Annotated in this window: 32 protein-coding genes; 22 read left to right on the top strand and 10 right to left on the bottom strand. The window is 74.0% G+C overall.

Going from position 1 to position 25,092, the window contains the following annotated elements; genetic code table 11:
- Positions 1-724: 724 nt before the first annotated feature.
- From ABT299_RS30785 to ABT299_RS30745, 9 genes are all read left to right on the top strand, one after another.
- The gene (locus tag ABT299_RS30785) at positions 725-1,264 is read left to right on the top strand and encodes a DUF1062 domain-containing protein (protein WP_387018929.1); all 540 of its coding nucleotides are present in this window, start codon (positions 725-727) and stop codon (positions 1,262-1,264) included.
- Positions 1,265-1,394: 130 nt separating this feature from the next.
- Positions 1,395-1,907, top strand: coding sequence for a toxin-antitoxin system HicB family antitoxin (locus ABT299_RS30780; protein ID WP_500252870.1), 513 nt, complete (start codon positions 1,395-1,397; stop codon positions 1,905-1,907).
- 85 nt (positions 1,908-1,992) lie between these two features.
- Positions 1,993-2,838 (top strand): DUF4097 family beta strand repeat-containing protein, encoded by an 846-nt coding sequence (locus ABT299_RS30775; protein ID WP_500252869.1) that lies wholly within the window; start codon positions 1,993-1,995, stop codon positions 2,836-2,838.
- A 28-nt stretch (positions 2,839-2,866) separates the two neighbouring features.
- Entirely contained in the window at positions 2,867-3,841 is a 975-nt protein-coding gene (locus ABT299_RS30770; protein WP_500252868.1) for an ATP-binding cassette domain-containing protein, read from the top strand.
- A complete protein-coding gene (locus ABT299_RS30765; protein WP_387018920.1) occupies positions 3,838-4,641 on the top strand; it encodes an ABC transporter permease in 804 nt (267 codons plus the stop codon). Before ABT299_RS30770 ends, ABT299_RS30765 begins: the two co-directional genes overlap by 4 nt.
- A gap of 418 nt (positions 4,642-5,059) precedes the next feature.
- On the top strand, positions 5,060-5,236 hold the full coding sequence (locus tag ABT299_RS30760) for a ribbon-helix-helix domain-containing protein (protein WP_190856668.1): 177 nt from the start codon (positions 5,060-5,062) through the stop codon (positions 5,234-5,236).
- Position 5,237: 1 nt separating this feature from the next.
- Positions 5,238-5,579: a VOC family protein gene (locus ABT299_RS30755; RefSeq protein ID WP_500252867.1), complete on the top strand. Its 342-nt coding sequence runs from the start codon at positions 5,238-5,240 to the stop codon at positions 5,577-5,579.
- An 82-nt stretch (positions 5,580-5,661) separates the two neighbouring features.
- Positions 5,662-6,582, top strand: a complete 921-nt coding sequence (locus ABT299_RS30750) for an alpha/beta hydrolase (RefSeq protein ID WP_500252866.1) — start codon at positions 5,662-5,664, stop codon at positions 6,580-6,582.
- 68 nt (positions 6,583-6,650) lie between these two features.
- Positions 6,651-7,151 carry a MarR family winged helix-turn-helix transcriptional regulator gene (locus ABT299_RS30745; protein WP_500252865.1) on the top strand — a complete coding sequence of 167 codons (501 nt, stop codon included), beginning with the start codon at positions 6,651-6,653 and terminating at the stop codon, positions 7,149-7,151.
- A gap of 19 nt (positions 7,152-7,170) precedes the next feature.
- Here ABT299_RS30745 and ABT299_RS30740 read toward each other — a convergent pair whose 3' ends face one another.
- Positions 7,171-8,145, bottom strand: coding sequence for a helix-turn-helix transcriptional regulator (locus ABT299_RS30740; RefSeq protein WP_500252864.1), 975 nt, complete (start codon positions 8,143-8,145; stop codon positions 7,171-7,173).
- A gap of 109 nt (positions 8,146-8,254) precedes the next feature.
- On the opposite strand from ABT299_RS30740, the gene ABT299_RS30735 reads away from it, so the two are divergent.
- From ABT299_RS30735 to ABT299_RS30725, 3 genes are read left to right on the top strand one after another with little or no spacing between them, the layout of a single operon-like run.
- Positions 8,255-8,752 (top strand): VOC family protein, encoded by a 498-nt coding sequence (locus tag ABT299_RS30735; protein ID WP_500252863.1) that lies wholly within the window; start codon positions 8,255-8,257, stop codon positions 8,750-8,752.
- Positions 8,753-8,771: 19 nt separating this feature from the next.
- A complete protein-coding gene (locus ABT299_RS30730; protein WP_500252862.1) occupies positions 8,772-9,869 on the top strand; it encodes a hypothetical protein in 1,098 nt (365 codons plus the stop codon).
- Positions 9,870-9,872: 3 nt separating this feature from the next.
- Positions 9,873-10,736, top strand: a complete 864-nt coding sequence (locus tag ABT299_RS30725) for a DUF3592 domain-containing protein (protein WP_500252861.1) — start codon at positions 9,873-9,875, stop codon at positions 10,734-10,736.
- A 111-nt stretch (positions 10,737-10,847) separates the two neighbouring features.
- On the opposite strand, the gene ABT299_RS30720 is transcribed toward ABT299_RS30725, so the two are convergent.
- A complete protein-coding gene (locus ABT299_RS30720) occupies positions 10,848-13,154 on the bottom strand; it encodes an ATP-binding cassette domain-containing protein (protein ID WP_500252860.1) in 2,307 nt (768 codons plus the stop codon).
- Positions 13,155-13,236: 82 nt separating this feature from the next.
- Here ABT299_RS30720 and ABT299_RS30715 point away from each other — a divergent pair, with 82 nt between their 5' ends.
- Both ABT299_RS30715 and ABT299_RS30710 read left to right on the top strand, forming a co-directional pair.
- Complete coding sequence (locus tag ABT299_RS30715; RefSeq protein WP_500252859.1) at positions 13,237-14,094, top strand: TetR/AcrR family transcriptional regulator; 858 nt, start codon at positions 13,237-13,239, stop codon at positions 14,092-14,094.
- Between the two features lie 82 nt (positions 14,095-14,176).
- The gene (locus ABT299_RS30710; RefSeq protein WP_500252858.1) at positions 14,177-14,941 is read left to right on the top strand and encodes a hemerythrin domain-containing protein; all 765 of its coding nucleotides are present in this window, start codon (positions 14,177-14,179) and stop codon (positions 14,939-14,941) included.
- Between the two features lie 28 nt (positions 14,942-14,969).
- On the opposite strand, the gene ABT299_RS30705 is transcribed toward ABT299_RS30710, so the two are convergent.
- From ABT299_RS30705 to ABT299_RS30670, 8 genes are all read right to left on the bottom strand, one after another.
- Positions 14,970-16,178: a hypothetical protein gene (locus ABT299_RS30705; protein WP_500252857.1), complete on the bottom strand. Its 1,209-nt coding sequence runs from the start codon at positions 16,176-16,178 to the stop codon at positions 14,970-14,972.
- Between the two features lie 117 nt (positions 16,179-16,295).
- Positions 16,296-18,116, bottom strand: a complete 1,821-nt coding sequence (locus ABT299_RS30700; protein WP_500252856.1) for a complex I subunit 5 family protein — start codon at positions 18,114-18,116, stop codon at positions 16,296-16,298.
- The gene (locus ABT299_RS30695; protein ID WP_500252855.1) at positions 18,113-18,460 is read right to left on the bottom strand and encodes a sodium:proton antiporter; all 348 of its coding nucleotides are present in this window, start codon (positions 18,458-18,460) and stop codon (positions 18,113-18,115) included. The genes ABT299_RS30700 and ABT299_RS30695 overlap by 4 nt, the downstream gene beginning before the upstream one ends.
- Positions 18,457-19,149, bottom strand: coding sequence for an MnhB domain-containing protein (locus ABT299_RS30690; RefSeq protein ID WP_190856681.1), 693 nt, complete (start codon positions 19,147-19,149; stop codon positions 18,457-18,459). Before ABT299_RS30690 ends, ABT299_RS30695 begins: the two co-directional genes overlap by 4 nt.
- A gap of 10 nt (positions 19,150-19,159) precedes the next feature.
- Positions 19,160-19,579, bottom strand: coding sequence for a Na(+)/H(+) antiporter subunit B (locus tag ABT299_RS30685; protein WP_500252854.1), 420 nt, complete (start codon positions 19,577-19,579; stop codon positions 19,160-19,162).
- A complete protein-coding gene (locus ABT299_RS30680; RefSeq protein ID WP_500252853.1) occupies positions 19,576-19,962 on the bottom strand; it encodes a monovalent cation/H(+) antiporter subunit G in 387 nt (128 codons plus the stop codon). Before ABT299_RS30680 ends, ABT299_RS30685 begins: the two co-directional genes overlap by 4 nt.
- Positions 19,959-20,210 carry a monovalent cation/H+ antiporter complex subunit F gene (locus ABT299_RS30675; protein ID WP_500252852.1) on the bottom strand — a complete coding sequence of 84 codons (252 nt, stop codon included), beginning with the start codon at positions 20,208-20,210 and terminating at the stop codon, positions 19,959-19,961. The genes ABT299_RS30680 and ABT299_RS30675 overlap by 4 nt, the downstream gene beginning before the upstream one ends.
- Positions 20,207-20,935, bottom strand: a complete 729-nt coding sequence (locus ABT299_RS30670) for a hypothetical protein (protein ID WP_500252851.1) — start codon at positions 20,933-20,935, stop codon at positions 20,207-20,209. The genes ABT299_RS30675 and ABT299_RS30670 overlap by 4 nt, the downstream gene beginning before the upstream one ends.
- Before the next feature lie 246 nt (positions 20,936-21,181).
- Between ABT299_RS30670 and ABT299_RS30665 the strand changes: the two genes are divergently transcribed.
- The 8 genes from ABT299_RS30665 to ABT299_RS30630 all read left to right on the top strand — a co-directional run.
- A complete protein-coding gene (locus tag ABT299_RS30665; RefSeq protein WP_387018877.1) occupies positions 21,182-22,138 on the top strand; it encodes an LLM class F420-dependent oxidoreductase in 957 nt (318 codons plus the stop codon).
- Between the two features lie 42 nt (positions 22,139-22,180).
- The gene (locus tag ABT299_RS30660; RefSeq protein WP_500252850.1) at positions 22,181-22,555 is read left to right on the top strand and encodes a hypothetical protein; all 375 of its coding nucleotides are present in this window, start codon (positions 22,181-22,183) and stop codon (positions 22,553-22,555) included.
- Positions 22,556-22,714: 159 nt separating this feature from the next.
- Positions 22,715-23,167: a gas vesicle protein GvpJ gene (gene gvpJ, locus ABT299_RS30655; protein ID WP_500252849.1), complete on the top strand. Its 453-nt coding sequence runs from the start codon at positions 22,715-22,717 to the stop codon at positions 23,165-23,167.
- Positions 23,164-23,940: a GvpL/GvpF family gas vesicle protein gene (locus ABT299_RS30650; RefSeq protein ID WP_190856687.1), complete on the top strand. Its 777-nt coding sequence runs from the start codon at positions 23,164-23,166 to the stop codon at positions 23,938-23,940. The genes gvpJ and ABT299_RS30650 overlap by 4 nt, the downstream gene beginning before the upstream one ends.
- Entirely contained in the window at positions 23,941-24,180 is a 240-nt protein-coding gene (locus ABT299_RS30645) for a gas vesicle protein GvpG (RefSeq protein WP_190856688.1), read from the top strand. It abuts the gene before it with no gap.
- Between the two features lie 28 nt (positions 24,181-24,208).
- The gene (gene gvpO, locus ABT299_RS30640) at positions 24,209-24,469 is read left to right on the top strand and encodes a gas vesicle protein GvpO (protein ID WP_190856689.1); all 261 of its coding nucleotides are present in this window, start codon (positions 24,209-24,211) and stop codon (positions 24,467-24,469) included.
- A gap of 6 nt (positions 24,470-24,475) precedes the next feature.
- On the top strand, positions 24,476-24,907 hold the full coding sequence (locus tag ABT299_RS30635; RefSeq protein WP_463040990.1) for a gas vesicle protein: 432 nt from the start codon (positions 24,476-24,478) through the stop codon (positions 24,905-24,907).
- The coding region (locus ABT299_RS30630) for a hypothetical protein (protein ID WP_500252848.1) at positions 24,904-25,092 on the top strand (189 nt) is incomplete at its 3' end. The genes ABT299_RS30635 and ABT299_RS30630, both read left to right, overlap by 4 nt.

Below are 25,092 nucleotides of genomic sequence, written 5' to 3'. Positions count from 1 at the left end.
CATAAGAGGCGGCCAAGTTCTTGCATAGTGAGATGCCTTGAGATCGAGACAATTGAGGCGGTCACCAAAGGAGGCCAAGCCAAGTCCAACAACACATCAACATAGCCATAGCCGCCCTTGACGCACTGAGCCTTTTCGGTGTGCTGCGGCCCCCGGTATTGCGGGGTGCGGATGGCTTTGGTGAGGCGGCCGGCGCGGTGGGTGCAGCAGCCCGGCTTTCGTAGGACTCTCCATGACTTGAGCTGGGCGTTCTGTCGTTCACCGGGTCCGCGTAGTTCGGCGTATGCGCGGTCGGGGTCCTTTTGCGGCTCGGACTTGTCACGCCCCTTGTACGGTGTGCGCGCCCGCGGCCTTGTCGGCAACGAATAGAAGCGGGTGCACAAGGCACTGGCCGTGTCGCCGGCCTCGTGCCTGGCAAACCCGGAGGGCAGCGTGTTCTGCGGGCCGGGGCTGATGCGGAGGTTCGCGGCGCCGGAAAACCGTTTGAACGGTTCGTCCGCCCTCCCGTAGGTTGCCTGCGGCCCATCGCCGTGAGGACAGAGGACGGACCCGCGTGACCCCGCCTGCTCTTTAGACCTGACACCTTCTTCCGCTCACCTGTAGCCGACGGACCCCGTCGGCTCTGCCGGGCTGCCCTCGCGCGCCCGGCCGTACAGCGTTCGAGGCCGCGCGCAATCGGCCTCGTGTCAGGTCCAGAGAGATCATGTCTTCACAACCTCATACCGTGCTGCCCTGGGTCGTTCGCCGGACCCGGCTGCCTCTGCTGTCGCTGCGGTGCGCGGACTGCCGGTCGGAGTCGGCCACCACCGGCGAGGGCAGGTTCCGCGTCAACGCCAACGGCAAGCTGCTGGACGTGTGGCTGCTGGTCCGCTGCACGTCCTGCGACCGGACGAGCAAGCTCACCGTCCACGAGCGGGCGCCGGTCAGGTCCTTCGATCCGGCCGAACTCCACGGCTACCGCGTCAACGATCCGGACCTGGTGGCGTCCACGCTGCTGGATCCGCTGCTCGCCCGGCGCAACCGCTTCGCCCTGGACTGGACGGGCGCCTGGCGGCTGGACGCCCCGTCGGCACGGCTCGACGAGGCATGGCCGGTCCGGGTACAGGTCGTGTTCGAGGATCCGGTGCCGGTGCGTCCGGACCGGCTCATCGCGCAGGGCCTCGGCGTCAGCAGGAGCGAGGTGCTGCGCCGGATCAAGTGCGAGATCCCGCTGCGCCGTCCGACGACCACCGGGTTCACCTTCACCGTGATGCCCGGGGACTAGCGGGGAGGTGGTCGCGGCGAGCCCCTCGGCCCGCCGCGGCCGCACCTTCTCGCGGCGTGTGACGTCAGCAAGATGCCAGGTGACGTCACGTTGGCTTGACACGACGTCACTTTGGCGTCATGGTGGTGGCATGGACTTGATGCCGTATGTCGAGAACCTCCGCCGCGAACTCGCCGTCGCCGCCGAGGCGGGGGGTCCGGATGCGCGGGCGCTGGCCGAGCGGCTCACCGGGGCGCTCGACTCGGCGGCCAGGCTCGCGCTGCTAGAGGCGCTGTCGGCCGCGGCCGACGAGATCACCCGGGATCTCGCACCGGGCTCGGTCGACGTGCGGCTGCGGGGCGGCGAACCGGCGTTCGTGGTGACGCCGCCGCCCGCGCCGTCCCCAGACGCTGCCGTCGCCGCGCCGGTGCCCGAGGCCGTGCCGCCGTCGGGGGAGGAGGGCGGCACCGCGCGGATGACCTTGCGGCTGCCCGAGCACCTCAAGCTGCGCGTGGAGGAGGCGGCGGGCCGGCAGGGGATCTCGGTCAACGCCTGGCTGGTCCGTGCCGTCTCCGCCGCGTTCGAGCCCGGCGCGGGCGGCCGTCCCGCCGAGCAGGCCCAGCGGCCCCAGAGCGGGCGCGGCTACACCGGCTGGGTGCGCTAGCGGCATCCGCTCGGCTTCATTTCTTTCATTCATCGCCCGGCCCCGCGCCGGGATGTTGGACCGGACCCATGAGGAGGGCTCCGCCATGCCTGTTTTCGACACCCCCGAGCCGATCACCGCCGACATCGACGTCTACGGCGGCCAGGTCCGGATCAACGCGAGCGACCGCACCGACACCGTGGTGGAGGTGCGTCCGAGCGACCCGTCCGCGGAGGCGAGCGTGCAGGCCGCCGAGCGGACGGTCGTGGAGTGCTCCGGCGGACGGCTGCTGGTCAAGGGACCCAAGCCCAAGGGCCTGAAGTACGTGCTCCCCTGGCGCGGCTCCATCGAGGTGACCATCGACCTGCCCGCCGGGTCCCGCCTGGAGGCCAAGGTCGCGGCGGAGGTCGTCGCCACCGGCGCGCTCGGCGAGGCCGTCGTGCACAGCTCGATCGGGGACGTGCGGCTGGAGGAGACCGGTCCGCTGGACGCCAAGACCTCCACCGGCGACATCACCGTGGACCGGGTGACCGGCCAGGCCGAGGCGGCCACCTCCACCGGGTCGATCCGGATCGGCGCCATCGACGGCACCGGCACCGTGAAGGCCTCCACCGGATCCATCACGCTGGGCGAGGTGACCGGGGACCTGCAGCTGAAGACCGGCACCGGTGACGTCACCGTGGGCCGCACGCTGGCCGGTCTCACCGTCAAGACCGCGCACGGCCGGATCCGGATCGGCGAGGCGGTGAGCGGCACCGTCCGCCTGGAGACCGGCCACGGCAAGGTCGGCGTCGGCATCGCCGAGGGCACGGCCGCCTGGCTGGACCTGCACTCCAAGAACGGCGTCGTGCGCAGCACCCTGACCGCCGCGGACGGGCCCGAGCCGTCCGACGCGGTCGTGGAAGTGCACGCGCACACCAACTGGGGCGACATCGACGTCCACCGGTCCTGACCCCCGAAGACCAGCAAGGGAGCCCCTCATGAGCGACGCGATCACCGCCGAAGGGCTGGTGAAGAGATACGGCGAGGTGACGGCCCTGGACGGGCTGAGCTTCTCCGTCCCGCAGGGCACGGTGCTCGCCCTGCTCGGCCCGAACGGCGCCGGCAAGACCACCGCCGTGCGGGTCCTGACCACGCTGCTGCGGCCCGACGCCGGACGCGCCACCGTCGCCGGACACGACGTCGTCGAGGACGCCCGGCGGCTGCGCGCCCACATCGGGCTGTCCGGCCAGTACGCCGCCGTCGACGAGCACCTCACCGGCGCCGAGAACCTGGAGATGGTCGGGCGCCTCTACCACCTGGGCGCCAAGCGCAGCAGGGCCCGCGCCCGCGAACTGCTCGAACGCTTCGACCTCTCCGACGCCGCGGACCGTCCGGTGAAGGGCTACTCCGGCGGCATGCGCCGACGCATCGACCTCGCCGCCGCGCTGGTCGCCGACCCGCCGGTGCTGTTCCTGGACGAGCCCAGCACCGGCCTGGACCCACGCGCCCGAGCCGCCCTTTGGGACACGATCTCCGAACTCGTCGGCGCCGGCAGCACGCTGCTGCTGACCACCCAGTACATGGAGGAGGCCGACCGCCTCGCCGACCAGGTCATGGTGGTCGACCACGGCCGCGCCATCGCCCGCGGCACCGCCGACGAGCTCAAGGACCAGGTCGGCGGCAGCCGCATCGAGCTGACGGTGGCCGACGCCGGCGAACTGGAGACCGCCCGGCAGGCGCTCGCCTGGGTCGCCGTCGGCGCCATGCGGACCGCGCCGGAGTCGCTCCGGATCACCGTCCCGGTGACCGACGGCCCCGAGGCGCTCCGCAGCGTCCTCGGCCGCCTCGCCGAGGACGGCGTCCGGATCCGGGACGCCGGGCTGCGGCGCCCGACCCTCGACGACGTCTACCTCACCCTGACCGGGCACCAGGCGCCCGGCGCCGGCGAGCAGCCCCGGGAGGCCGTCCGATGAACGCCGTCATCATGCCCGTCGCCGACGGGTGGACCATCGCCAAGCGCAACGCCCTGAAGATCCGGCGGTCGCCGGACATGCTCGGCGGCGTGATCATGCTGCCGGTCGTGCTGGTGCTGCTGTTCGCCTACGTCTTCGGCAGCGCCATCCACGTGCCGGGGATGTCGTACCGGGAGTTCCTGCTGCCCGGCATCTTCGTCCAGGCGGTGATCATGAGCGCGCAGATCACCGGGTACACGCTGACCCTGGACCTGCAGAAGGGCATCTTCGACCGGTTCCGCTCGCTGCCGATGGCCCCGTCCGCGGTGCTGATCGGGCAGACCGTCAGCGACCTGCTGATGAACCTCGCCGGCCTGGCCGTCATGGCGGTGATGGGGCTGATCGTCGGCTGGCGGGTGCACACCTCGCCCTCCGAGGCGGTGCTGGGGTTCGGGCTGCTGATGCTGTTCGCCTACGCGTTCTCGTGGGTCACCGCGACCGTCGCGCTGGCCCTGCGCACACCGGAGAGCTTCAACAACGTCGCCACCATGGTCTCGTTCCCGCTGGTGTTCGTCTCCAACGCCTTCCTGGACAGCTCGAAGCTTCCCGCGCCGCTGCGCGTCGTCGCCGAATGGAACCCCGTCTCCACCTTCACCCAGGCGGCACGCGAGCTCTTCGGCAACACCAGCGCGGTGCTGAGGACCTCGGACGTCTGGCCGATCCGGCACGCCGTCCTGGCGTCGCTGCTCTGGATCGCCGTCCTCCTGGTCGTGTTCGTCCCCCTGGCCACCCGCCTCTACAAGAAGGCGGTAAGCACCTGACCACTGCCGCACCGGCGCGGGAGGCCAGGGAATCGAGCGTCCGGCCTCCCGCTACCTGTGTGCGGGGCGGGAACAGCATGCGGGGTCGGGTGGTTATACGTGATGGTCGGTGTGCCTGGTGTCCCCGGGCCTCATCTATCGCCTTCGCGGAATACCGTCCGGCTGGAGCCGCGTCGCGCCATTCGCCGAGAGGCGACCCGCACACCGGCCCGCACGCATCACCACTCGGCCCCGGCAGCATTCACGTGCTGCCGGGGCTTTGTGGTGTGTTCCTATGTGGACGGCGCGGATGCGGCTGGTGCAGGCGAGGGTGGCGCGGTAGGCCAGGTACTGCCGGGCGTAGACAGCGAGGCCCTTATCGCAGCCAGCGCCGGACATTGCCCGAGCGACTAATGAGCTAGTGTGCTAGCATCCTCGCGTGGGCGACGAGGACGTCAAGCAGTTCAACGTGTACCTGCCGATCGGGCTGATCAAGCAGGTGAAGCACCGTGCCATCGAGGCGGAGCTGTCGCTGTCGGCGCTGGTCGCGGAGGCGCTGCGCGCCTACCTCGACGACGGCGGCCCGCAGGAGCGGTCCAGCGAGAAGGGGAAGTGAGATGACCACCGAGGGCTTCGAGGCCGTCTACCTGGAGACGCACAACTGGGGGAAGGCGGCCGGGTTCTTCCGGTCGCTGGGGTTCGAGCTGGAGTTCGAGACCGATCACAACTCCGGGCGGCTCCGCAAGGGCGACGGCCCCTACGTCTTCATCGCCGAGGTGCCCGAGGACCGGGAGCCGCAGGCGCGGATGGTGCTGAAGGTGCCGGACGCGGAGGAGTTCCGTCCCGGCGCGGGCGTCGAGGTGGTGACGCCGTTCGAGGACACCCACTACGGGAGCCGCGAGATGACCGTCCGGGACCCCGACGGGCGGCTGTGGATCCTGCAGGCCCCGGGGAAGTAACCCGCTGCCCGACGCGATGGACAGATTTGTGAACCACGTGGTTCACTTCAAGGACAGCTAGTCCGTCCATCCGGAGGCAGGCATGCGGACGTCCGTACAGCGGGAGAAGGTCCGGTTCGACAGCGGTGGCGCGCAGTGCGCGGCCTGGCACTATCCGAGTTCGAACGGCGCGTGCGTGGTCATGGCCGGCGGGTTCGGGGTCACCAAGGAGCCGGGCACCGACCGGTTCGCGGAGCGGTTCGCCCGGGCCGGGTTCGGTGTGCTGGCCTTCGACTACCGGCATCTGGGGGAGAGCGGCGGGCTGCCGCGCCAGGTCGCGCGGGTGGGCGAGCACCTGGCGGACTGGCGGGCCGCGATCGGCCGCGCGCGGTCGCTGCCGGACGTCGACCCGGCCGCGGTCGCGGCGTGGGGGTTCTCGCTGTCGGGCGGGCATCTGCTGCGCGTCGCGGCGGGCGACCCCGCGCTCGCCGCGGTGGTCGCGCAGACCCCCGCGGTCGGCGGCTGGGCGGCCTCGCGCAGCGCCACGTCCCACCAGACTCCAGGGGCGCTGCTGCGCCTGGCCGCCACCGGCATCGCCGACGCCGCCGGTGCGGTCGCGGGCCGGGCGCCCCGGACGGTGCCGCTCGCGGCGCCGCCGGGGCAGGTGGGGGTGCTGTCCACCCCCGACGCCCTGGAGGGCGCGCGGGCGCTGGACCCGGACGGCCGGTACGGCGCCTGGCGGCAGGAGATCGCCGCGCGTTCGGCGCTGCGGTTCGCGCTCTACCAGCCCGGACGCGCGGCGCGGCGCGTCCGGTGCCCGGTGCTGGTGGTGGTCTGCGAGCAGGACATGGCGGCCTACCCGCCCGCCGCGATCCGCGCGGCGGGCCGCATGCCCCGTGCGGAACTCCTCCGCGTTCCCGGCCGGCACTACGCCCCGTTCCTGGAGCAGCACGAGCAGGTCGTCGCGGCCGAACTGGACTTCCTGGACCGTCACCTGACCCGCGGCGCGGCCGCCGCGGGGTGACGCCGGCGTAGCGCCGCCTCCAAATCGCCGCCGATTGATATTCTCAACGTTGAGATAGGGAGGCGGCGATGGCGGACGCGGTGGACGACATCCTCGCGCAGTGGCGGCGGGAGCGGCCCGACCTGGACGTGTGGCCGATGGGGATCATCGGCCGGATCTCCCGGCTGCAGATGCTGCTGCACCGGGAGCTGCGCGGGTTCTTCGCCGAGCGGGGCCTGGAGAGCTGGGAGTTCGACGTGCTGGCGACGCTGCGGCGGTCGGGCGCGCCCTACGAGCTGACCGCGGGCGCGCTGCTGAAGGCGGCGATGGTCACCTCGGGCGCCATCACCAACCGCATCGACCGGATGGAGGCCAAGGGGCTGGTGGAGCGGGTCCGCGACGCCGGGGACCGGCGGTCGGTGCTGATTCGGCTCACCCCGCGCGGCCTGGCGGTCGTGGACGAGGCGGTCGGCGCGCACGTGGAGAACGAGGCGCGGCTGCTGGCCGCGCTCGGCCCCTCCGAGCGGGAGGACCTGGCGGGCAGGCTGCGGGTGCTGCTGGAGTCGCTGGGCGACGCCTCCCGGGCCTGAGCCCCGGTCCGCGCACGTGTCACCGCGCGGTGAACGGGCGGGTCGCGCGGGCGGCGCGGTCGGCGATGGCGGTGAGGTGGTCGGCCAGCTCGGGCGGGTCGAGCAGGGTGTAGTCGACGTCCAGGACAGCGACGCGGTGCGCCAGGTACCGCAGGGAGTCCGAGCGGGTGTGCAGGCGGCAGGTGCGGTCGTCGACCGGTTCCAGGACGCCGTGCCAGGCGGTGACGTGCCGGGCGGCCTCGGCGAACGGGACGTGCAGCAGCAGCCGGGCGCGGATGGCGCCGGAACCGCCGGCGAGGTTGTCCATGGCCCAGGAGGTGGGGTCCGCGCCGCCGGGCGGGGTGCGGCCCGGGGCGCGGACGCCGGTGCGGTGCGGGTCGGTGATGCGGTCGGCGCGGTAGGTGCGCCAGTCCGCGCGGTCCTCGTCGTGGGCGACCAGGTACCAGCGGCGTCCGGCGGTGACGAGCCGGTGGGGCTGGGCGTGCCGGCGGCTTTCGGTGCCGTCGGCGGCGGTGTAGGCGAAGCGGACGTTCTCGCCGGCGACGCAGGCGGCGGCGAGCAGGGCCAGGACGGCGGGGTCGGCGGCGGGCGGCGCGTCGGCGTGCGGCGGCAGGGTTACGGCGGCGCGCGCGAGCGCGGTCACGCGGTGCCGCAGCCGTTTCGGCAGGACCTGCTCGAGTTTGGCCAGGGCGCGCTGGGAGGCGTCCTCGATGCCGGTGACGGCGCCTGCGGTGCGCAGGCCGATCGCGATGGCGGTCGCCTCGTCGTCGTCCAGCAGCAGCGGCGGCATCGCGGTGCCGGCGGTGAGCCGGTAGCCGCCGGTGCTGCCGTGCACGGCGCGGACGGGGTACCCGAGGGTGCGCAGCCGGTCGATGTCGCGGCGGACGGTGCGGCCGGTGACGCCGAGGCGGTCGGCGAGCTCGGCGCCGGTCCAGTCGCGGGGCGTCTGCAGCAGGGACAGCAGCCGCAGCAGCCGTGCGGAGGGATCGCGCATGGGGCCCATCCTGCCGATTCATTAGGACGTTCGCTGACCTAATACGGTCCTAATGTCGTCGTCGTCGGGGCCGGAAGACGTCCGGTCCCTTGGCGGACGGAGGAACGGCATGCTGCGCGGACTGGCGACGATCAGCTTCTTCGCGGACGACGTGGAGGCGGCCGGCGACTGGTACGCCGGGCTGCTCGGGGCGCGTCCCTACTTTCGCGTCCCGGGTCCGGACGGCCGGGCGGTCTACCTGGAGTTCCGGGTCGGCGACCACCAGCACGAACTGGGGCTGATCGACGCACGCTTCCGTCCGGGCGCGGCGGGCGCGGCGGGTGCGGCGGCGGGGGAGCCGGGCGGGGCGGTGGCGTACTGGCACGTCGACGACCTGGAGGGCGCGGTGGCGCGGCTGGTGTCGATGGGCGCCCGAGTCCACGAGGAGATCACCGAGCGCGGGGAGGGCACGGGGTTCGCGACGGCGTCGGTCGTCGACCCGTTCGGCAACGTGCTCGGGGTGATGACCAACCCCCACTATCTGCGGATGCTGACGGCGGCGACCGCCGAGGTCGGCAGCCCGTCCGCCGCACGCGAGCCTCGCCGAGACCTATCGCACGTCACCTGAACCCAGCACAATCGCCCCTATGACGATCACCACGGGCGCGCCGCCGCCCGCGCGCCGTTCACCCGCCGCGCTCGCACGGGGGTTCCTGACCGGCGGCGTGGTCGGTACGTCGCTCGCCGCGCTCGTCGTGGGCGCGATCGTCGAGAACGAGCCGCTGTTCGTCACGGGTGCGGTTCTGCCCGTGGGCTACGGACTGCTGTTCTTCCTCGCCGGTATGCCGAGGCGTGCCCGCGAGGCGGCGGTCGTGCCCCGCACGGCGCTCGCGATGATCGAGGATCTGGAGGCCATCGGGGGCGAGTCGAGCGACGTACCGGTCCGGTTCGAGCTCACCGTCGCACCGGACGACGGGCCGGCGTACCGGGTGAAGATCACGCAGGGCATCAACCTCGTGGACCTGTCCGATTACCGGCCGCACGGCGTCGTGGTGGTCCAGTACCCGCCGGACAGGCCGTGGCGGGTGCGCATCGTCAAGCGGCCGACACCGGAGTGGGAGGAGCGGGCGGCCTCGGCCCTCTTCGATTCGGCGCCCAGGACGGCCAGGGTGGCCGCGCCCCCGAAGGGCCGCGCTTCCGGCTTCGCCGCGTCCTTCGGCCTGCTGCTCGGCGCGGCCGTCGTGGTCCTGTCGTTCCGCGCGGACCTGTCCGACCGGGACGACACCGGGGAGCCGCTTTCGGCCGTGCGGCCGTCCGTCTCCTCCACGTCGTCGACCACGGTGATCTCGTCGGCGTCCGGAACGGTCACCCTGGGCCCGGGCCGGTCGTTTCTCGACAAGGGCGAACTGGACCGGGCCGTCGGCCTGCTCACCAGGGGCAGGGACACGCGCCAGGCGCTCACCGTCGTGGTGCAGGAGCGCCTGCTGTCGGTCGTGTTCTCGCCGACCGGCCCGCAGCCCCCGGGCCTCGACCCCCGTGCGCTGCCCTACGACCGTTTCCCCGCCCTGGTGAAGGAGGCCACGACCGCCCTCGGCGTCGGCTCCCCGCGCACCTGGCAGATCACCGCCGACCGCCTCACCGGCGGCGTCGCCCTCCGGGTCTCCGTGACCGGCTCCGAAGGCACCGCCTATCTGGATGCGGACGGACAAGGCAAGGTCGTACGGCGCGTGTCGGCAGGAGGCTGACCCATGGACTGGCATGTGTATCCGGCCTTGTGGTGCGGGGTGTTCGGCACGTGGGCGCTGGTCGGATACGGGCGGTCGCTCGCCGGGGCGACCCGGGCGCAGCGGACGGTCTGGACGAAGGGACGGATCGAGCGGGTCGGGGAACCGCGGCACGGAAGCTCCCCGGAGGACGGGATAGCCGTGGTCGTCTCGTTCCAGGACCCGGCCACCGGAGAGGAGTTCACCGTCACCAACGACGGTGAGCGGGGCGAGAGGATCAGCGTGGCCTGGACGGGCCGGGAGATCGGCGTCCACTACCCGCGCGGCAGGCCCCACGCCTTCCGGTTCACCGGCCGCCTCTCCGAAGGCGGGCGCGGCCTCGGCCGGCCCACCTTCGCGCTGTTCCTGGTCTACGCCGGTCTGGTCGCCGCCGCCGCGATCGACTGGGGCTGGCCGTGGGCGCTGCTCGGCTTCTGCGGGCCGTGGGCCCTCTCCGGCGTTTACCACCTGCCCGGGAACATCCGCGACAGGAAGCGCCGTCTCGGCGACCTCGCGGCCATGGCCGCCGTGCCCGGACGTGTCGTCGCCGTGCTCAGGAGCGTCACCCACGACGCCACCGACGGCAACACCTGGACCAGCCTGATGCCGGTCGTCGCCTTCACCACCCTCGACGGCAGGGAGGTCACGGCCTACTGCGAGTCGGGGCTCCCGGACCCCGCCGGGTCGCGCGGCCTGGACGTCACGGTCCACTACGCCCCCGCCGACCCTGCCGTCTTCGTCCTGGACGTCGAGGCCGAACGCCGGTCCTGGAAGCGGGACATGGCCGTCAACGTCGTGGGCGTGCTGGTCGTGGCGGCGGCGGCCGTGGTGGGGGCGGTCGCGCTGTGACCCGGGAGTCGGGCAGGCGCGCCGAGGGGCCGGCCCGGCACCGCCGGCCTCGGCCGGCGCGTCGGGCGGGCCGGCCGGGAACACCCCGGGATGCCGCGCGTTTTCCCCCGGTCAGTCGTGTCCGAGGTAGGCGCGCAGGTGGCGGGCGGTGAGGGTGTCGGCGGAGGCGACCAGGTCGGCGGGGGTGCCGGTGAACACGACGCGGCCGCCGTCGGCTCCGGCGCCGGGGCCGAGGTCGATGATGTGGTCGGCGTGGGCCATGACGGCCTGGTGGTGCTCGATGACGATGACCGACCCGCCGGCGTCGACGAGGCGGTCCAGCAGGCCGAGCAGCTGGTCGACGTCGGCCAAGTGCAGGCCGGTGGTGGGTTCGTCCAGGACGTAGACGGAGGCGTCGCCGGCCATGTGGACGGCGAGCTTGAGGCGCTGGCGCTCCCCGCCGGACAGGGTGGTGAGGGGCTGGCCGAGGGTCAGGTAGCCCAGGCCGACGCCGGCGAGCCGGTCCAGGACGGCGTGGGCCGGGCCGGTGGGGAAGAACTCGCGGGCCTGCTCGACGGGCATCGCCAGGACCTGGCTGATGTCCTTGCCGCGCAGGGTGTGGGTGAGGACCTCGGCGGTGTAGCGGCGTCCCTCGCACTTCTCGCAGACGGCGGCGACGCCCGCCATCATCGCCAGGTCGGTGTAGATGAGGCCGATGCCCTTGCAGGCGGGGCAGGCGCCTTCGGAGTTGGCGCTGAACAGGGCGGCCTTGACGCCGTTGGCCTTGGCGAACGCGGCGCGGACGTGGTCGAGCAGGCCGGTGTAGGTTGCGGGGTTGCTGCGGCGGGAGCCGCGGATGGCGGACTGGTCGACCACGACGACGCCGTCGCGTCCGGGCAGCGCGCCGTGCACGAGGGAGCTCTTGCCGGATCCGGCGACGCCGGTGACGACGGTGAGCACGCCGAGCGGGACGTCGACGTCGACGTCCTTGAGGTTGTGCAGGTTCGCGCCGCGGATCGGCAGGTGACCGGTCGGGGTGCGGGGCCGCTCGCGCAGCCGGGCGCGGTGGTCCAGGTGGCGTCCGGTGAGGGTGCCGGAGGCGCGCAGCCCGGCGACGTCGCCGGCGAAGCAGACGTGCCCGCCGGCGGTCCCGGCGCCGGGGCCGAGGTCGACGACGTGGTCGGCGATCGCGATCGTCTCGGGCTTGTGCTCGACGACCAGGACGGTGTTGCCCTTGTCGCGCAGCCGCAGCAGCAGGTCGTTCATCCGCTGGATGTCGTGGGGGTGCAGGCCGGCGGTGGGTTCGTCGAAGACGTAGGTGACGTCGGTGAGGGGTGAGCCGAGGTGGCGGACCATCTTCACCCGCTGCGCCTCGCCGCCCGACAGGCTGGGGGACTCGCGGTCGAGGCTGAGGTAGCCGAGGCCGATCTCCACGAGCGAGTCGAGGGTCTCGCGCAGGGTGGCCACCAGCGGCGCGACGGACTCGTCGTCGATCTTGGCGACGACGTCGGCGAGGTCGCTGATCTGCATGGCGGCGCAGTCGGCGATGTTCAGGCCGCCGATGCGGCCGGCGAGCGCGGCGGGGTTGAGGCGGGCACCGCCGCAGGCGGGGCAGGTGCTGAAGGTGACGGCGCGGTCGACGAACGCGCGGACGTGCGGACGCAGGGAGTCGCGGTCCTTGCCGAGGTAGAGCCGCTTCACCTTCACCAGCAGGCCCTCGTAGGTGGTGTTGAGGCCGCTGTTGTGGATCTTGGTGGCGGGTTTGTTGAGGAGGTCGTCCCACTGGGCGGGGGTGTAGTCGCGGAGCCTGGTGTCGGGGTCGACGAGCCCGGATTCGGCCAGCACCTTCCAGTACCAGGAGCCGACGGCGAAGCCGGGGACGGTGACGGCGCCCTCGTTGAGCGACAGGTCGCGGTCGAGCAGCTGGTCGAGGTCGATGGCGGTGGTGCGGCCGAGGCCCTCGCATTCGGGGCACATGCCCTCGGCGCTGTTGAAGCTGTAGGCCGAGGACGTCCCGGCGCTCGGCGTGGCGAGCCGGGAGAAGACGATCCGCAGCATGGTGTGGGCGTCGGTGGCGGTGCCGACGGTGGAGCGGGAGTTGGCTCCCATCGGCTCCTGGTCGACGATGATCGCCGCGGACAGGTTGCGCAGCGCGTCGACGTCGGGGCGGGCGGGGCTGCCCATGAACGACTGCAGGAACGCGGTGTAGGTCTCGTTGATCAGCCGCCGGGACTCGGCGGCGATGGTGCCGAAGACCAGCGACGACTTGCCGGAGCCGGACACGCCGGTGAAGACGGTGAGGCGGCGCTTGGGGATGTCCAGGTCGACGCCGGCGAGGTTGTTCTCGCGGGCGCCGCGGACCTCGATGACGTCGTGCCGGTCGGCGGCGGGTCCGGGGTCGGCCGCGGTGTCGGTGCCGGTGGTGGGCGGGAGGGGCATGCGTCGTCCTCGCATCGGCTTGATAGCTTATGGCGTAAAGAGATCGTGGAATGAATCAGTTTACGGCATACGGAGTTGTTCGGTGACCGTGTTCGCGGGGCAGGGCGACCCCCGCCGCTCGATGGACCTGCTGTGGGGGCGGACGGAGGCCGCGGCGCCGCACGCGCGTCCGGGGCCGCGGCCGGGGCTGAGCGTGGAGGTCATCGTGGACGCGGCGATCGCGGTCGCCGACGCCGAGGGGATGGCGGCGCTGTCGATGCGCGCGGTCGGTGAGCGGCTCGGCCGGACGGCGATGGCGCTGTACACCTACGTGCCGGGCAAGGCCGAGCTGGTGGACCTGATGTACGACCGGGCGCTGGCGGAGCTGCCGGCCGCCTACGAGGTGTCGGCGGGGTGGCGTGCGGCGCTGGTGGCGTGGGCGGAGGACGGCTGGGCGTTCTATCTGCGGCATCCGTGGATGCTGCAGGTGTCGCAGGCGCGTCCGGTCCTGGGGCCCAACGAGTACGGGGTCCTGGAGGCGCTGCTGGGGGTGCTCGCGGTGACGGGGCTGGACGCGCGGGGGGTGCGGCGGGCGGTCGCGGCGCTGTCGAGCGTGGTGCGGGGCGCGGCGGGGACGGTGGCGGAGTCGCGGCAGGCGGTGCGGGCGACGGGCCTGACGGAGGCGCAGTGGTGGCACGGGCGGGCCGGGGCGCTGACGGAGGTCGCGCCGGGGTTCGCCGAGCGGTTCCCGCGCGTGGCGTGGCTGGACGCCGAGGGCGCCCCCGACGTGCCGGAGGCCGCTGAAGCCGCCGGTGAGGCGGGGGAAGGGGCGGACGGCGGGTCGGATGGCGGGGTGTCGTATCTGGAGCGGGCGGCGCGGGAGGCGTTCGAGGGCGGTCTGGAACTCGTGCTGGACGGCATCGAGGCGGCGATCGCCCACACCGCAGCGCGAAAGAGGTGACGGGCCGCGCCCGCGCGGGGACGTGAGCAGGATCTCATCGGCGTCCCGTCACATTCGAGGGGGCTGAAGTCCTCATCCTGGTATGGACACTTTCTCGATCGCGCTGCCCGATGAGGCGGCGGTGGGCGCGGCGACCAAGCCCGGCGGCGGCCGGGCGGCGGCGGGCGTGCTCGGGCTGGCCGGACCGGCGTTCGTGGACGTCTTCGCGCGCGCGGGGCACGCGGCGTTCCGCAGGGATCTGGAGCGGCTGGCGGCGGCCGCGGCGGCGGGCCGGGCGCACGCGCCGCAGGTGCGGGCGGGCTGGGAGAACCTGAAGCTGCAGCTGCGCCATCACCACGATCTGCAGGCGGGCGCGTTGTGGCCGCGGGTGGAGCGCGCGGTGGCGGGTCACGGCCCTGACCTGGGGGTGGTGGCGGAGCTGCGGGCGGAGTACGAGGGGATCGGGCCGCTGGTGGTGGCGCTGGACGCCGCGTTGGAGGACGACGAGCGGGGTTCGGGGGAGCTGGTATCGGCGGTGCGGGCGCTGCGGGCGGCGCTGGAGGTGCATCTGCGGCATGAGGAGGCGGGGGTGCTGGCGCTGGCGCGGCGGGTGCTCGGCCCGGCGGACTGGGCGGGGTTCGCCGCCGACGCGGTGTCGGCGTGCGGTTCGCAGGGCGGATCTGGAGGCGTTTCGGGTGGCGTTTCGGGTGGCGGGGGCTGCGGGGAGGGGACGGTTCCATGGCTGGTGGACGGGATCGCGCCGCTCGAGCGCAGCCGTTTCCTGACGGCGCTGCCGCGCGAGGTGCGGGAGATGAACCGGATGCGGTGGGAGCCGCGTTACCGCAGGCGCCGCCTGTGGAGCGTCTGACCATCGCCCCGACCCGGCGTGCGGGGTGTCACCAGGGGACGGCGCGGACGGTGACGTGCCGGTCGGCGGGGTTGTAGTACGACATCAGCAGCGCGGCGGTGGTGCTGAGCTCGGGGTGGCCGATGAACGCGCGGCATTGGTCGTTGCCGGTGCCGCCCGAGCAGGGGACGGCGCCTTGCCCGGCGGGCCGCCAGGGGCCTTGCGGGGCGGGTGCGCGCCACAGCCGGTACCGGCCGTCCAGTCCGCGCTGCTCGATGAGGATCAGGCCCTGGCCGGCGGCGGTGTAGTCGGCGATGTGGACGGCGGCGGGCGCGGCGCCGGGGGCGACGGTCTGGGCGCGGGACGCGTCGGGCGTCCATCCGGCGGGGGACCAGTACCGGTAGGCGGACGGGTCGCGCCAGGCGGCGGGGTCGGCGGGGACGCGGGCGAGGGTGACGCGGCCGGCGGCGCAGGCGCCGATGGTCCAGGTGTCGCAGGCCGACCCGTAGAGGTAGAGGTGGCCGTCGCGCAGGACAGGGGAGCCGAGGGTGAGCTGGAACGGCAGGCCGCCGGGGACGGTGAACACGCGGGTCTGGCCGTGCAGGGTGCGGTCGGCGGGCCGGTAGGCGGCGATGCCGTATCCCTGCGGGGTGATGGTGGTGCCGTGGACGCACACATCGGTGTAGGTGAGCAGGACGGTGCCGTCGCCGGGCAGGGGTGCGGCGCCGGAGATCCAGGAGGCGCTGTAGGCGGTGCCGGGGATGTGGCAGGGGGCGCCGCCGGGGAGTTGGAGGCCGGGCGGGGTGGGCAGGAGCGCTTGCGGCGGCCCGTCGCCGGGCGCGGTGGCGGTTCCGGTGCGAGGGGTGCCGGGGGTGGGGAGTTCGGTGAGGTCGGTGGGGACGCGTCCGGGTGCGGCGGTGCCGGTGGCGGCGGTCGCGCCGAGCCACAGGCCGGGGCGTGTGCCCTTCCAGGTGGAGTCGCAGAACAGCCACAGGTCGCGGTGGCCGGTGAGGGGGGCGCTGTAGCCGCAGTCGCGGTCGATGGTGTTGCCGGGCGCGGCGGTCTCGTAGCGGGACAGGACGCGGGCGGGCGGGGCGGCGCCGGGCGGGTGCCGGGGGCGGTCGTGCAGGAGGACGGCGACGATCGCGGCGGTGGTGAGCAGCGCGCCGGCGAGGAGGGCGGCGGGTGCGGCCAGTGCGCCGCGTCCGGGTGGTGCGGGCGGGGCCGTGGGTGCGGGGCGGGCCGTGCGGTGGTTCATGCGACGGTCCCTCTCCCTCCGGGGTGCGGCGGCTTCCGGGTGCCAGGGTCGCGTGCGGGTGCGTGCGGCGGCAAGCCGGGGTGCGCGGGGGTGCGGGGCGGTGCGCGGTGGGGCGGGTCAGAAACGGGCGGTGAGCAGGGCCAGGACGGCGACGCCGGCGGTGAGCCAGGCGGCGTAGTCGCCGATGTGCCCGGAGTGCAGGGCGTGCAGGCGGGCGGCCGCGGCGGCGGCGGTCCGCGCGAGGGGCCCCTGCCGGTCGGAGGCGGGGTCGGAGGCCGAGTGGGAGGCGCGGCGCCGCAGCGCGTACCCGGCGACGAGCGCGGCCAGCAGCAGGGTGGCCAGGAATCCGGCGACGCCGGAGGCGGTCCAGGGGTCGGCGGGGACGGCGTGGGGGTGGGGGACTTGGCCGTCCAGGACCAGGGCGGCGTAGCCGTCGCGGTCGGTGAACATGGCGGCGGCGGTGCCGACGGGCCCGCCGGGGATCAGCCCGACGAGCAGCGCGCCGATGAGCAGGACCAGGCCGGGGGTGAGCATCGTCCAGGGCAGGTTCCGCAGGGTGGGGCGGGTCTCGGGGTCCTCGTGCCCGCCGCCGGCGCCGGGCCGTCCGCGGTGCGCGGGGTCCTCCTCGGCGGGGGTGCCGCGGAACACCCCGAGCCAGACGCGCAGGACGGCGCCGGCGGTGAGCGCGGACGCGACGATGGCCAGCGGGGTGAACCACCACCAGCCGAGTTCCTCGGCGGCGTGCTCGGTGACGGCGTGCCCGGCGAACAGCCCGGAGGGGGGCAGCCCGGCCAGGCCGAGCGCGCCGAGCAGGAAGGTGGCGCCGGTGACGGGCATGCCGCGGCCGCGGCCGCGCAGTTCGTGCTCGTCGACGGTCTCGTGCCGGTTGAGCAGGGCCCCGGCCGCCAGGAACAGGGCGCCTTTCACGCCGGCGTGCCCGGCGAGGTAGTAGGCGGTGCCGGCGAGGGCGTCGGGTCCGTGGGCGGCGACGCCGACCAGCAGCAGCCCGACGTGGCTGATGGTGGAGTAGGCCAGCAGCCGTTTGATGTGGTGCTGCAGGACGCACATGACGGCGCCGAGCAGCGCGGCGGCGGCGCCGAGGACGGCGATGGCGCGCAGCGGGACGAGCCCGGCGAACGTCGCCCAGTAGGTGCGGGCGATGCCGTAGACGCCGAGCGGCACCATGATGCCGGAGAACAGCACGCAGACGGGGGTGGGGGCGACGGCGTGGGCGTCGGCGAGCCAGAAGTGGAAGGGGACGGCGGACGCCTTGACCAGGTAGCCGGTGCAGATCAGCACGAACGCGGCGGTGACCAGGGCGTCGCCGTGCCCGCCGGCGCCGCTGCCGGCGAGCTGCCGTCCGGTGGTGGCGAGGCCGAGCCGGCCGGTGCGGGCGTAGACCAGGGCGATGCCGGCGAGGGTGAGGTAGGCGCCGATCGACTGGATGATGCCGAAGTTGAGGGCGCCGTGGACGGTGGAGGGCTCCTCGGAGCGGTAGCCGGTGAGCGCGAACGCCACGACGCTCATCAGCTCGAAGAACACGAACGCGTCGAACAGGTCGCCGGTGTAGACGTAGGCGACCATGGCCGCCAGGAACAGCAGCATGAGGGTGTGGAAGATCGCCTGGATCTCGGTGAAGAACCGCCAGGAGAACAGCAGCGCGGCGAGGGTGAGCAGGGCGGTGACGAGGGCGAGGCCGGCGGCGAAGGGGTCGGCGACCAGGGGGATCCCGACGCCGGTGGCCGGTCCCCAGCCGCCGAGCCAGCTGACCTGGGCGTGGTGGGGGGCGCGGGTGAGGGTGAGCGCGGACAGCGCGGCGACGGCGGCGACGGCCAGCACGGCGGCGACGTCGACGACCAGCCGCGGCAGCCACCGCCCGGCGGTGGCCAGCAGCGCGGCCGCCAGGATGGGGACGGCGATGGTGACCTGCAGGATCACGATTCCAGCGACCTCAGCTCGCCGGGGTCGATGGTGCCGCGGCGCTTGGCGACCTGGACGGCCAGGGCGAGCAGCAGGGCGGTGACGGTGGCGCCGACGACGATGTCGGTGAGGGCCATGGCCTGCACGACGGGGTCGGTGACGGGGCGTCCGCGGGGCGGGCGGTCGGAGAAGACGGGGGCGGTGGCGCCGTAGCGGTAGCCGATGGCCAGCAGCAGCACGTAGGTGCCGGACTGGGTGACCGACAGGCACACCACGGCGTGGATGAGGTCGCGGCTGGTGACGATGCCGTAGATCCCGACGAGGACGATCCAGGCGGCGGCCAGGTAGGGCAGGTGGCTCACGGGGTCCCCCCGGGTGGTTCGCGCACGAGCAGCGCCTGTTCGAAGAACTTGCCGATGAGCAGGACCAGCGCGCAGCCGACCTCGACGCCGACGGCGCCGTTGAGGGCGGGGACGGCGCCGGCGGCGGCCAGGGCCATCGCGACGAACACGCCGGCGGCGAGCGCCTCGGTCGACTCGAACACCGGGATGGGCCGCAGCCGCTGCAGAGCGGGGTAGTCGCCGGCGAGGTACAGCAGGTGGACGGCGGTGCCGAGGATGACGCCGCCCTGGAATCCGCCGCCGGGGGACTGGGCGCCGTGGGCGATGATGTAGACGCCGATCAGCAGGGTGACGGGCAGCAGCAGGTAGCCGACGATGCGCAGCGCGTCCGACACCTCGGCGGGGCCGAGCCGGTGCGCGGCGCCCTCGTCCTCGGCCTCCTTGCCGACGACGCGCAGCAGCACCACCGCGCCGATCGCCGAGGCCATGAGGATCAGTTCCTCGCCGACGGTGTCGAAGGCGCGCTGGTCGAAGTTGACCGAGGAGATGGTGTTGGTGGTGGACTCGCGCAAGGCCTGCCGGACGGCGCGGTCGCCGTAGGGGTGCACGGCGCCGCCGAAACGGGGCAGGTCGAGGGCGCCGGCGGTGAACAGGGCGGCGACGCCGGCGGCGCCGGCGAGGAACAGCAGGGTGCGGGTGCGGGTCCTCATGCGGGCGCCCTCATCGCGCGTCCTCGCGGGCCGTGCCGGATGCCGTGCCCGATGCCGTGCCCGATGCCGTGTCGGACGCCGTGCCGGTCCCGGCGCCGTCGGCGTCGCCGTCGCGGTCGGGGCCGTCGCGGCCGGGGCGGCGGTCCTCCTCGCCGGTGTCGCCGCCCTCGCGGTGGCGGCGGGTGGCGTGCAGGGCGAGCACGACGATGAGGGGGACGACGACGGTGCCGACGCCGATCTGGGACATGGCGACGTCCGGGGCCTGCAGGATCAGGAACAGCACGCCGAGGACCATCCCGTATCCGGACAGGACGATGGCCTGGCGGGCGGGGTTGCGGGTCAACACGACGGCGGTCGCCATGAGGACGGTCAGGGCGAGCGCGGTGAGGATGAGCGCGTCGGCGAGGGCGCCGGAGAACGGGTCGCTCACGATCCCTCCGTTCCCGGGCCGCCGCTGCGCCCGTCCGCGTTCCGCGGGCCGGGGCGGCGGTGGTCGGGCCGGGCGGCGCGGGCGACGGCCTGGCCGGCGGTGACGACGGTCGCGGGGCCGGTCGCGGCGAGCAGCACCCCGATCACGACGATCTTGACGACGTCGTGCCAGGACGACCAGGGGTGCAGGGCCAGGCCGGCCAGCAGCAGCGGAGCGCCGAGCGCGGTGACGGGCGCGACGGCGTGCAGGCGGCCGGCGGCGCCGGGCGTGCGGGCCAGCCGCAGCCCGGCCAGGACGCAGACGGCGGTGCCGGCCCAGGTGAGGGTGTCGGCGAGGAGGGTCATCGCGGTGGTGTCCCGGTCACGGTCGTTCCGTCCTGTCACAGGGTCCGGCTGAAGAAGCGGGCGAACACCAGCGCCCCGGCGAACGACAGCAGGCCCAGGACGAGGGCGACGTCGAGGTAGGCGGGGCGCCCGTAGGCGGAGGTGAGCAGCGTCAGCACGAGGGTGACCAGGGGGCCGGTGACGATGAGGCCGGCGAGCCGGTCGACGGGGCGTCCGCGCAGGGTGGTCAGCAGCGCGGGCAGCACGGCGCCGGCCAGCAGCACCAGGGCGGGGACGGCGATGCTCATCGCGCCTCCCCAGGTCCGTGCCCGCCCGGCCCGCCCGGCCCGTGCGGCTCGCGCGGTCCGTCCGGTGCGCTGGGGGTGTCGGGTTCGTCGGGGCGGTGGGGGGAGCGGCGCGGGTCCTGGACGAGGCCGGTGTCGCGCAGCCGCCGCTCGAAGGCGGACGGGTCGCGGCCGAGGCGGTGGACGTTCAGCAGGCCGTGCTCGGGGTCGACGCCGCCGACGAAGGTGGCGGGTGAGGTCGACACCAGCAGGGTGGCGGTGCCGCGGTTGGCGGCGCCGGGCGCGACGGCCAGCGAGGTCCAGGCGCCGCCGGAGGCGCCGAGGACGGCGACGCGGGCGCTGTCGGCGACGATCTGGGCGGGCAGCAGCGCCAGCGGGGGCAGCAGCCGGGCGGGCGGGACGGGCCGCGCGCCGGGCGCGAGGTCGGCGGCGGGGCGGCGGGGGCCGGCGGGGTCGTGTGCGGTGCCGGTGGTGAACAGGGCGCGGCGCCCGGCGGTCGCGGCGGCGGCACCGAACGCGGCGGCGACGGCGCCGACGGTGATCTCGGTGACGTCGATCGTGGAGATCAGCGACAGGTAGAGCGCGAGGAGCGCGGCCCACCAGGCGAGGGGTTCTGCGGCGCGGCGGGCGGGGCCGGGGCGCAGCAGCGGGGTGGTCCGCGCGGCGCGGGGGCCGGCCGGGGGCAGTCCGGGCGGTCGCCCGGGCGGGCCCGGGGCTGGTGGCGTCATGCGTTTCCGCATACCCGAGCGGACGGTTCCAACCGTGATCGGCGGCAAGCGGCCGCCGTCCGCATCCCCTACCGGTCACCGGTTCGTGGCGTCCGTGGTACGGCGCCGGAATGTTTGCGTGCGCCTCGCCGGGTAGGCCGCGCTACGACCGTGAGGCGCACCGCGCCGGCGGGACACCGCGCCTCCGGGAGGACCGGGCTCGAGCGCCGGGTCGACGGCGCGGGCAGGCGAGGGAAGGGGGCGGAGATGGCGAGGTTCGGGTACTTCCTGTCCAGCGAGGAGCACGCCCCCGGCGAGCTGGTGCGGCAGGCGCGGCTGGCCGAGCAGGCCGGGTTCGAGGCGCTGTGGATCTCCGACCACTTCCACCCGTGGCTGGACGAGCAGGGCCAGGCGTCGTTCGCCTGGTCGGTGATCGGCGCGATCTCGCAGGCGACATCGCTGCCCGTCGGGACCGCGGTGACGTGCCCGCTGGTGCGCACGCACCCGGCGATCGTGGCGCAGGCCGCGGCGACGTGCGCGGTGCTGACCGGCGGCCGGTTCACCCTCGGCGTCGGGACCGGCGAGTTCCTCAACGAGCACATCATCGACTCGCGGTGGCCGCCGGCGGCCGAGCGGATGGAGATGCTGGAGGAGGCCGTCGCGCTGATGCGGCGGCTGTTCACCGGCGAGCTCGTCACCCACCGCGGCGAGCACTACCGCCTCGACACCGCCCGCCTGTACACCGTTCCCGACGAGCCGCCGCCGATCCACATGTCGGGGTTCGGGACCAAGGCGGCGACGCTGGCGGGCCGGATCGCCGACGGGTTCATCTGCATGATGCCCGACGCGGACCTGGTGAAGGCGTTCCGCGACGCCGGCGGTGCGGGCCGGCGGGTGCAGGGCGGGCTGAAGGCGTGCTGGGCGTCCGACGAGGAGCGGGCGCGGCGGACCGCGCTGCGGCTGTGGGCCAGCGACCACCTGCCGGGCGAGGCGAACCAGCTGCTGCCGCAGCCGCGGCAGTTCCGCCAGCTGTCGCAGCTGGTGACCGAGGACATGGTCGCCGAGAAGGTGCCGTGCGGCCCCGACCCCGAGGTGCACGTGCGGGCGCTGCGCGCCTATGTCGACGCCGGGTACGAGGACGTGTTCGTCACGCAGATCGGGCCCGAGCAGGACGGATTCTTCGATTTCTACTCCCGCGAGGTGCTGCCCCGCCTGCGCGGATGACCCTACTCGCACGGCGAGATCCCCCGAATGGAAGGAATGAGGATGGACACCCCCTCGGTGCCCGGCAAGGGCCCCGGACAGATCAGCAAGAACGCCTCGCGCGCCGGCACCGCCGCGTCCGCCAAGGCCTCGGAGAAGGCGTCCGGCAAGGCGTCGGGCGCCGCCAAGGCGTCGGGCGCCGTGTCGGGCACGGCGTCCGGCGCGAAGTCGGCGGCCCGCGCCGGCACGGACGCCGTCAGCGCCGTCGGCGCGGGCGCCGGGCAGGTGGCCGGGCAGGTCGGCGGCCAGGTGGCGGCGCTGCCGGGCCGGGTGGCGGGGCTGGCGCGGCTGGTGACGCTGCGGCGGCTGCTGCGCGCGGCGCCGGTGGTGGCCGCCGCGGGCGCCGGCATTCTGATCGGCCGCCGCACCAAGCGCTGACCCGCCCGTTTCGCGCCCCCGGGACCGTCCCGCACGGGAGGGTCCCGGGGGCGCGGCATGCCGCTTGACCGGTGCCTGACCGAAACCGGAATGTCCGTTTAGACAGGTCGAGGCGGGTAGAGGGGTGCATGAACGTTTTCCCCCGGACAAGGAGATGACATGACTGGGCCGATAGCCCAGCAGACCTCGGGCACCAGCACCGTCCAGCGCGGCGGCGGTGGCGGCAGCAGCAGCCTCGCCGACGTCGTCGACCTGATCCTGGAGAAGGGTCTGGTCATCGACATCTACGCCCGAGTGTCGCTGGTCGGCATCGAGATCCTCACGGTGGACGTGCGGATCGTGGTGGCGAGCGTGGACACCTACCTGCGGTTCGCCAAGGCGGTGAACCGCCTCGACATCGCCCACGACGGCACCTCGCAGGGCCTGCCGCAGTTCGTGGAGGGCATGCAGGAGTCGGGCGCGAAGAAGAAGACCCGGGGCGCGCTGGAAGGCGCCGGCGAGCGGCTGAAGGAGACCTTCGGCGGCGGCTCCGACGATGACCACGACGACGAGGACGAGGACAAGCAGCCCGCGCGGCGGCGGTCGTCCCGCAAGAAGGAGGACGACGAATGACCTCCCCGAACGAATCCGGTGAGGGCAAGACCCCCCAGTACGTGTACGGGGTGACGCGCGCCGGCGCGTCCCTGCCCGCCGACGTGGCGGGACTGGACGACCGGCCGGTGACCCTGGTGGAGGACGGCGGGCGCTGCGCCGCGGTCGTCAGCGACCTGCCGGCGGGCCGCCCGCTGGGTGAGCGCGCCGACCTGGTCGCGCACCAGCGGGTGCTGAACGCGCTGCTGGACGCGGGCATGGTGGTGCTGCCGTTCCGGTTCGGCGCCGCCCTGTCCGACCGCACCGCGGTCCAGAAGGAACTCCTGGAGGGCAACTCCGACCGGCTCGGGCAGGTCATCGACCAGCTCGAGGGCCGGGTGGAGCTGCGGCTGAAGGCCACCTACGTCCAGGACACCGTCCTGCGCGAGATCATGCAGGCCGAGCCGGAGGTCGCCGAGCTGTCGCAGCGGCTGCGGGAGGTCCCCGCGGACGTCGCCGACGCCGTCTACTACGACCAGGTCCGCCTCGGCGAGCTGATCGCGCAGGCGATGGACCGGCGCCGCGAGCACGACGGGCAGGTGCTGCTGGAGGCGGTCGCGCCCGCGGCCGAGGCGTTCGTGCGCAAGACGCCGCCCCGCGAGGAGGACGTCCTGGACGCCTCGTTCCTGGTGCGCACCGACCGACGCGAGGAGTTCGAGAAGGTCGTGGAGAAGCTCGGCGCGTCCCACACCGAACGGATCCGGCTGCGGCTGATCGGGCCGCTGCCGCCCTACGACTTCGTCCCGGAGGCGTGAATGGGCCTGTTCACCGGCCTGGTGACGCTGCCGCTGGCGCCCGTGCGCGGGGTGATGTGGCTGGCGGAGGTGCTCACCGAGCAGGCCGAGCAGGAACTGTACGACCCCGGCAGGATCGCTGCGGAGATGCAGCAGATCGCCGACGAGGTCGCCGCGGGCGAGATCGGCGAGGACGAGGCCGCCGCCCGCGAGGAGGAACTGATCGCCCGCCTGCACGAGGGCCGCGCCCGCGGCCTGTAGCGGCGCGGCGCGTGGAGGGAGACCAGTGATGATGTCGGCGTCCGAGGCCGCCAAGCGGGCGGCCGAGCACGTGACGGCGATGACCGGCCGCGCCGCCGAGAGCGTCGTCGGACTCGAGCGCTCCGGCGAGGACGGCTGGCGCGTGGCCGTGGAGGTGGTGGAGACCCACCGCATCCCCGACTCCGCCGACATCCTCGCCATCTACGACACCGAAGTCGACGCGGACGGCGAACTGGTGTCCTACCGGCGCGTCCGCCGGTACCCGCGCGGACGAGTGGAGAGGGACTGAGGACCGTTGAGCGAGATCACCTGGACCGGCTCGCGGGGGCCCGCCAAGTCGATGGCGGGGGAGCGGCAGTCGGCGAACCTGGCCGACCTGCTGGAGCGGATCCTGGACAAGGGCATCGTGATCGTCGGTGACGTCCGGGTGAACCTGCTGGACATCGAGCTGCTGACGATCAAGCTGCGGCTGCTGGTGGCCTCGGTCGACCGCGCCCGCGAGATGGGCATCGACTGGTGGGAGCACGACCCGTCGCTGTCGTCGAAGGCCCGCGCGCCGAAGTCCGGCGACGGGCACGTGGAGGGCGGCGCGGACCGGGAGCTGCTGGAGGAGAACCGGCGGCTGCGCGAGCGGCTGGCCGCGCTGGAGGCCGGCGACGCCTCCGCCGCGTCCGGTTCCGAAGGCTCCGGGTCCCGCCGCGCCGAGGGGAAGGAGGCCGGATCGTGACCGACCACGACACCGTCGGTGACGGCCTCGCCGTCTACCTGTACGGGGTGGCGCGGGGCCTGGACCCGGCGGCGCTGGACGGCGCCGCCGGAGTGGGCGGGGGGGCGGGGGCGGGGGGCCCGGGGGGGGGGGGCGGGGGGGGTGGGGCGGCGGCGGGGGGTGCGCGGCGCCGCGGGGGGCGGGGC

Source organism: Spirillospora sp. NPDC000708 (assembly GCF_040299565.1).
Classification (GTDB): Bacteria; Actinomycetota; Actinomycetes; order Streptosporangiales; family Streptosporangiaceae; genus Spirillospora.
This window is presented reverse-complemented; position numbering and strand designations above follow the sequence as displayed.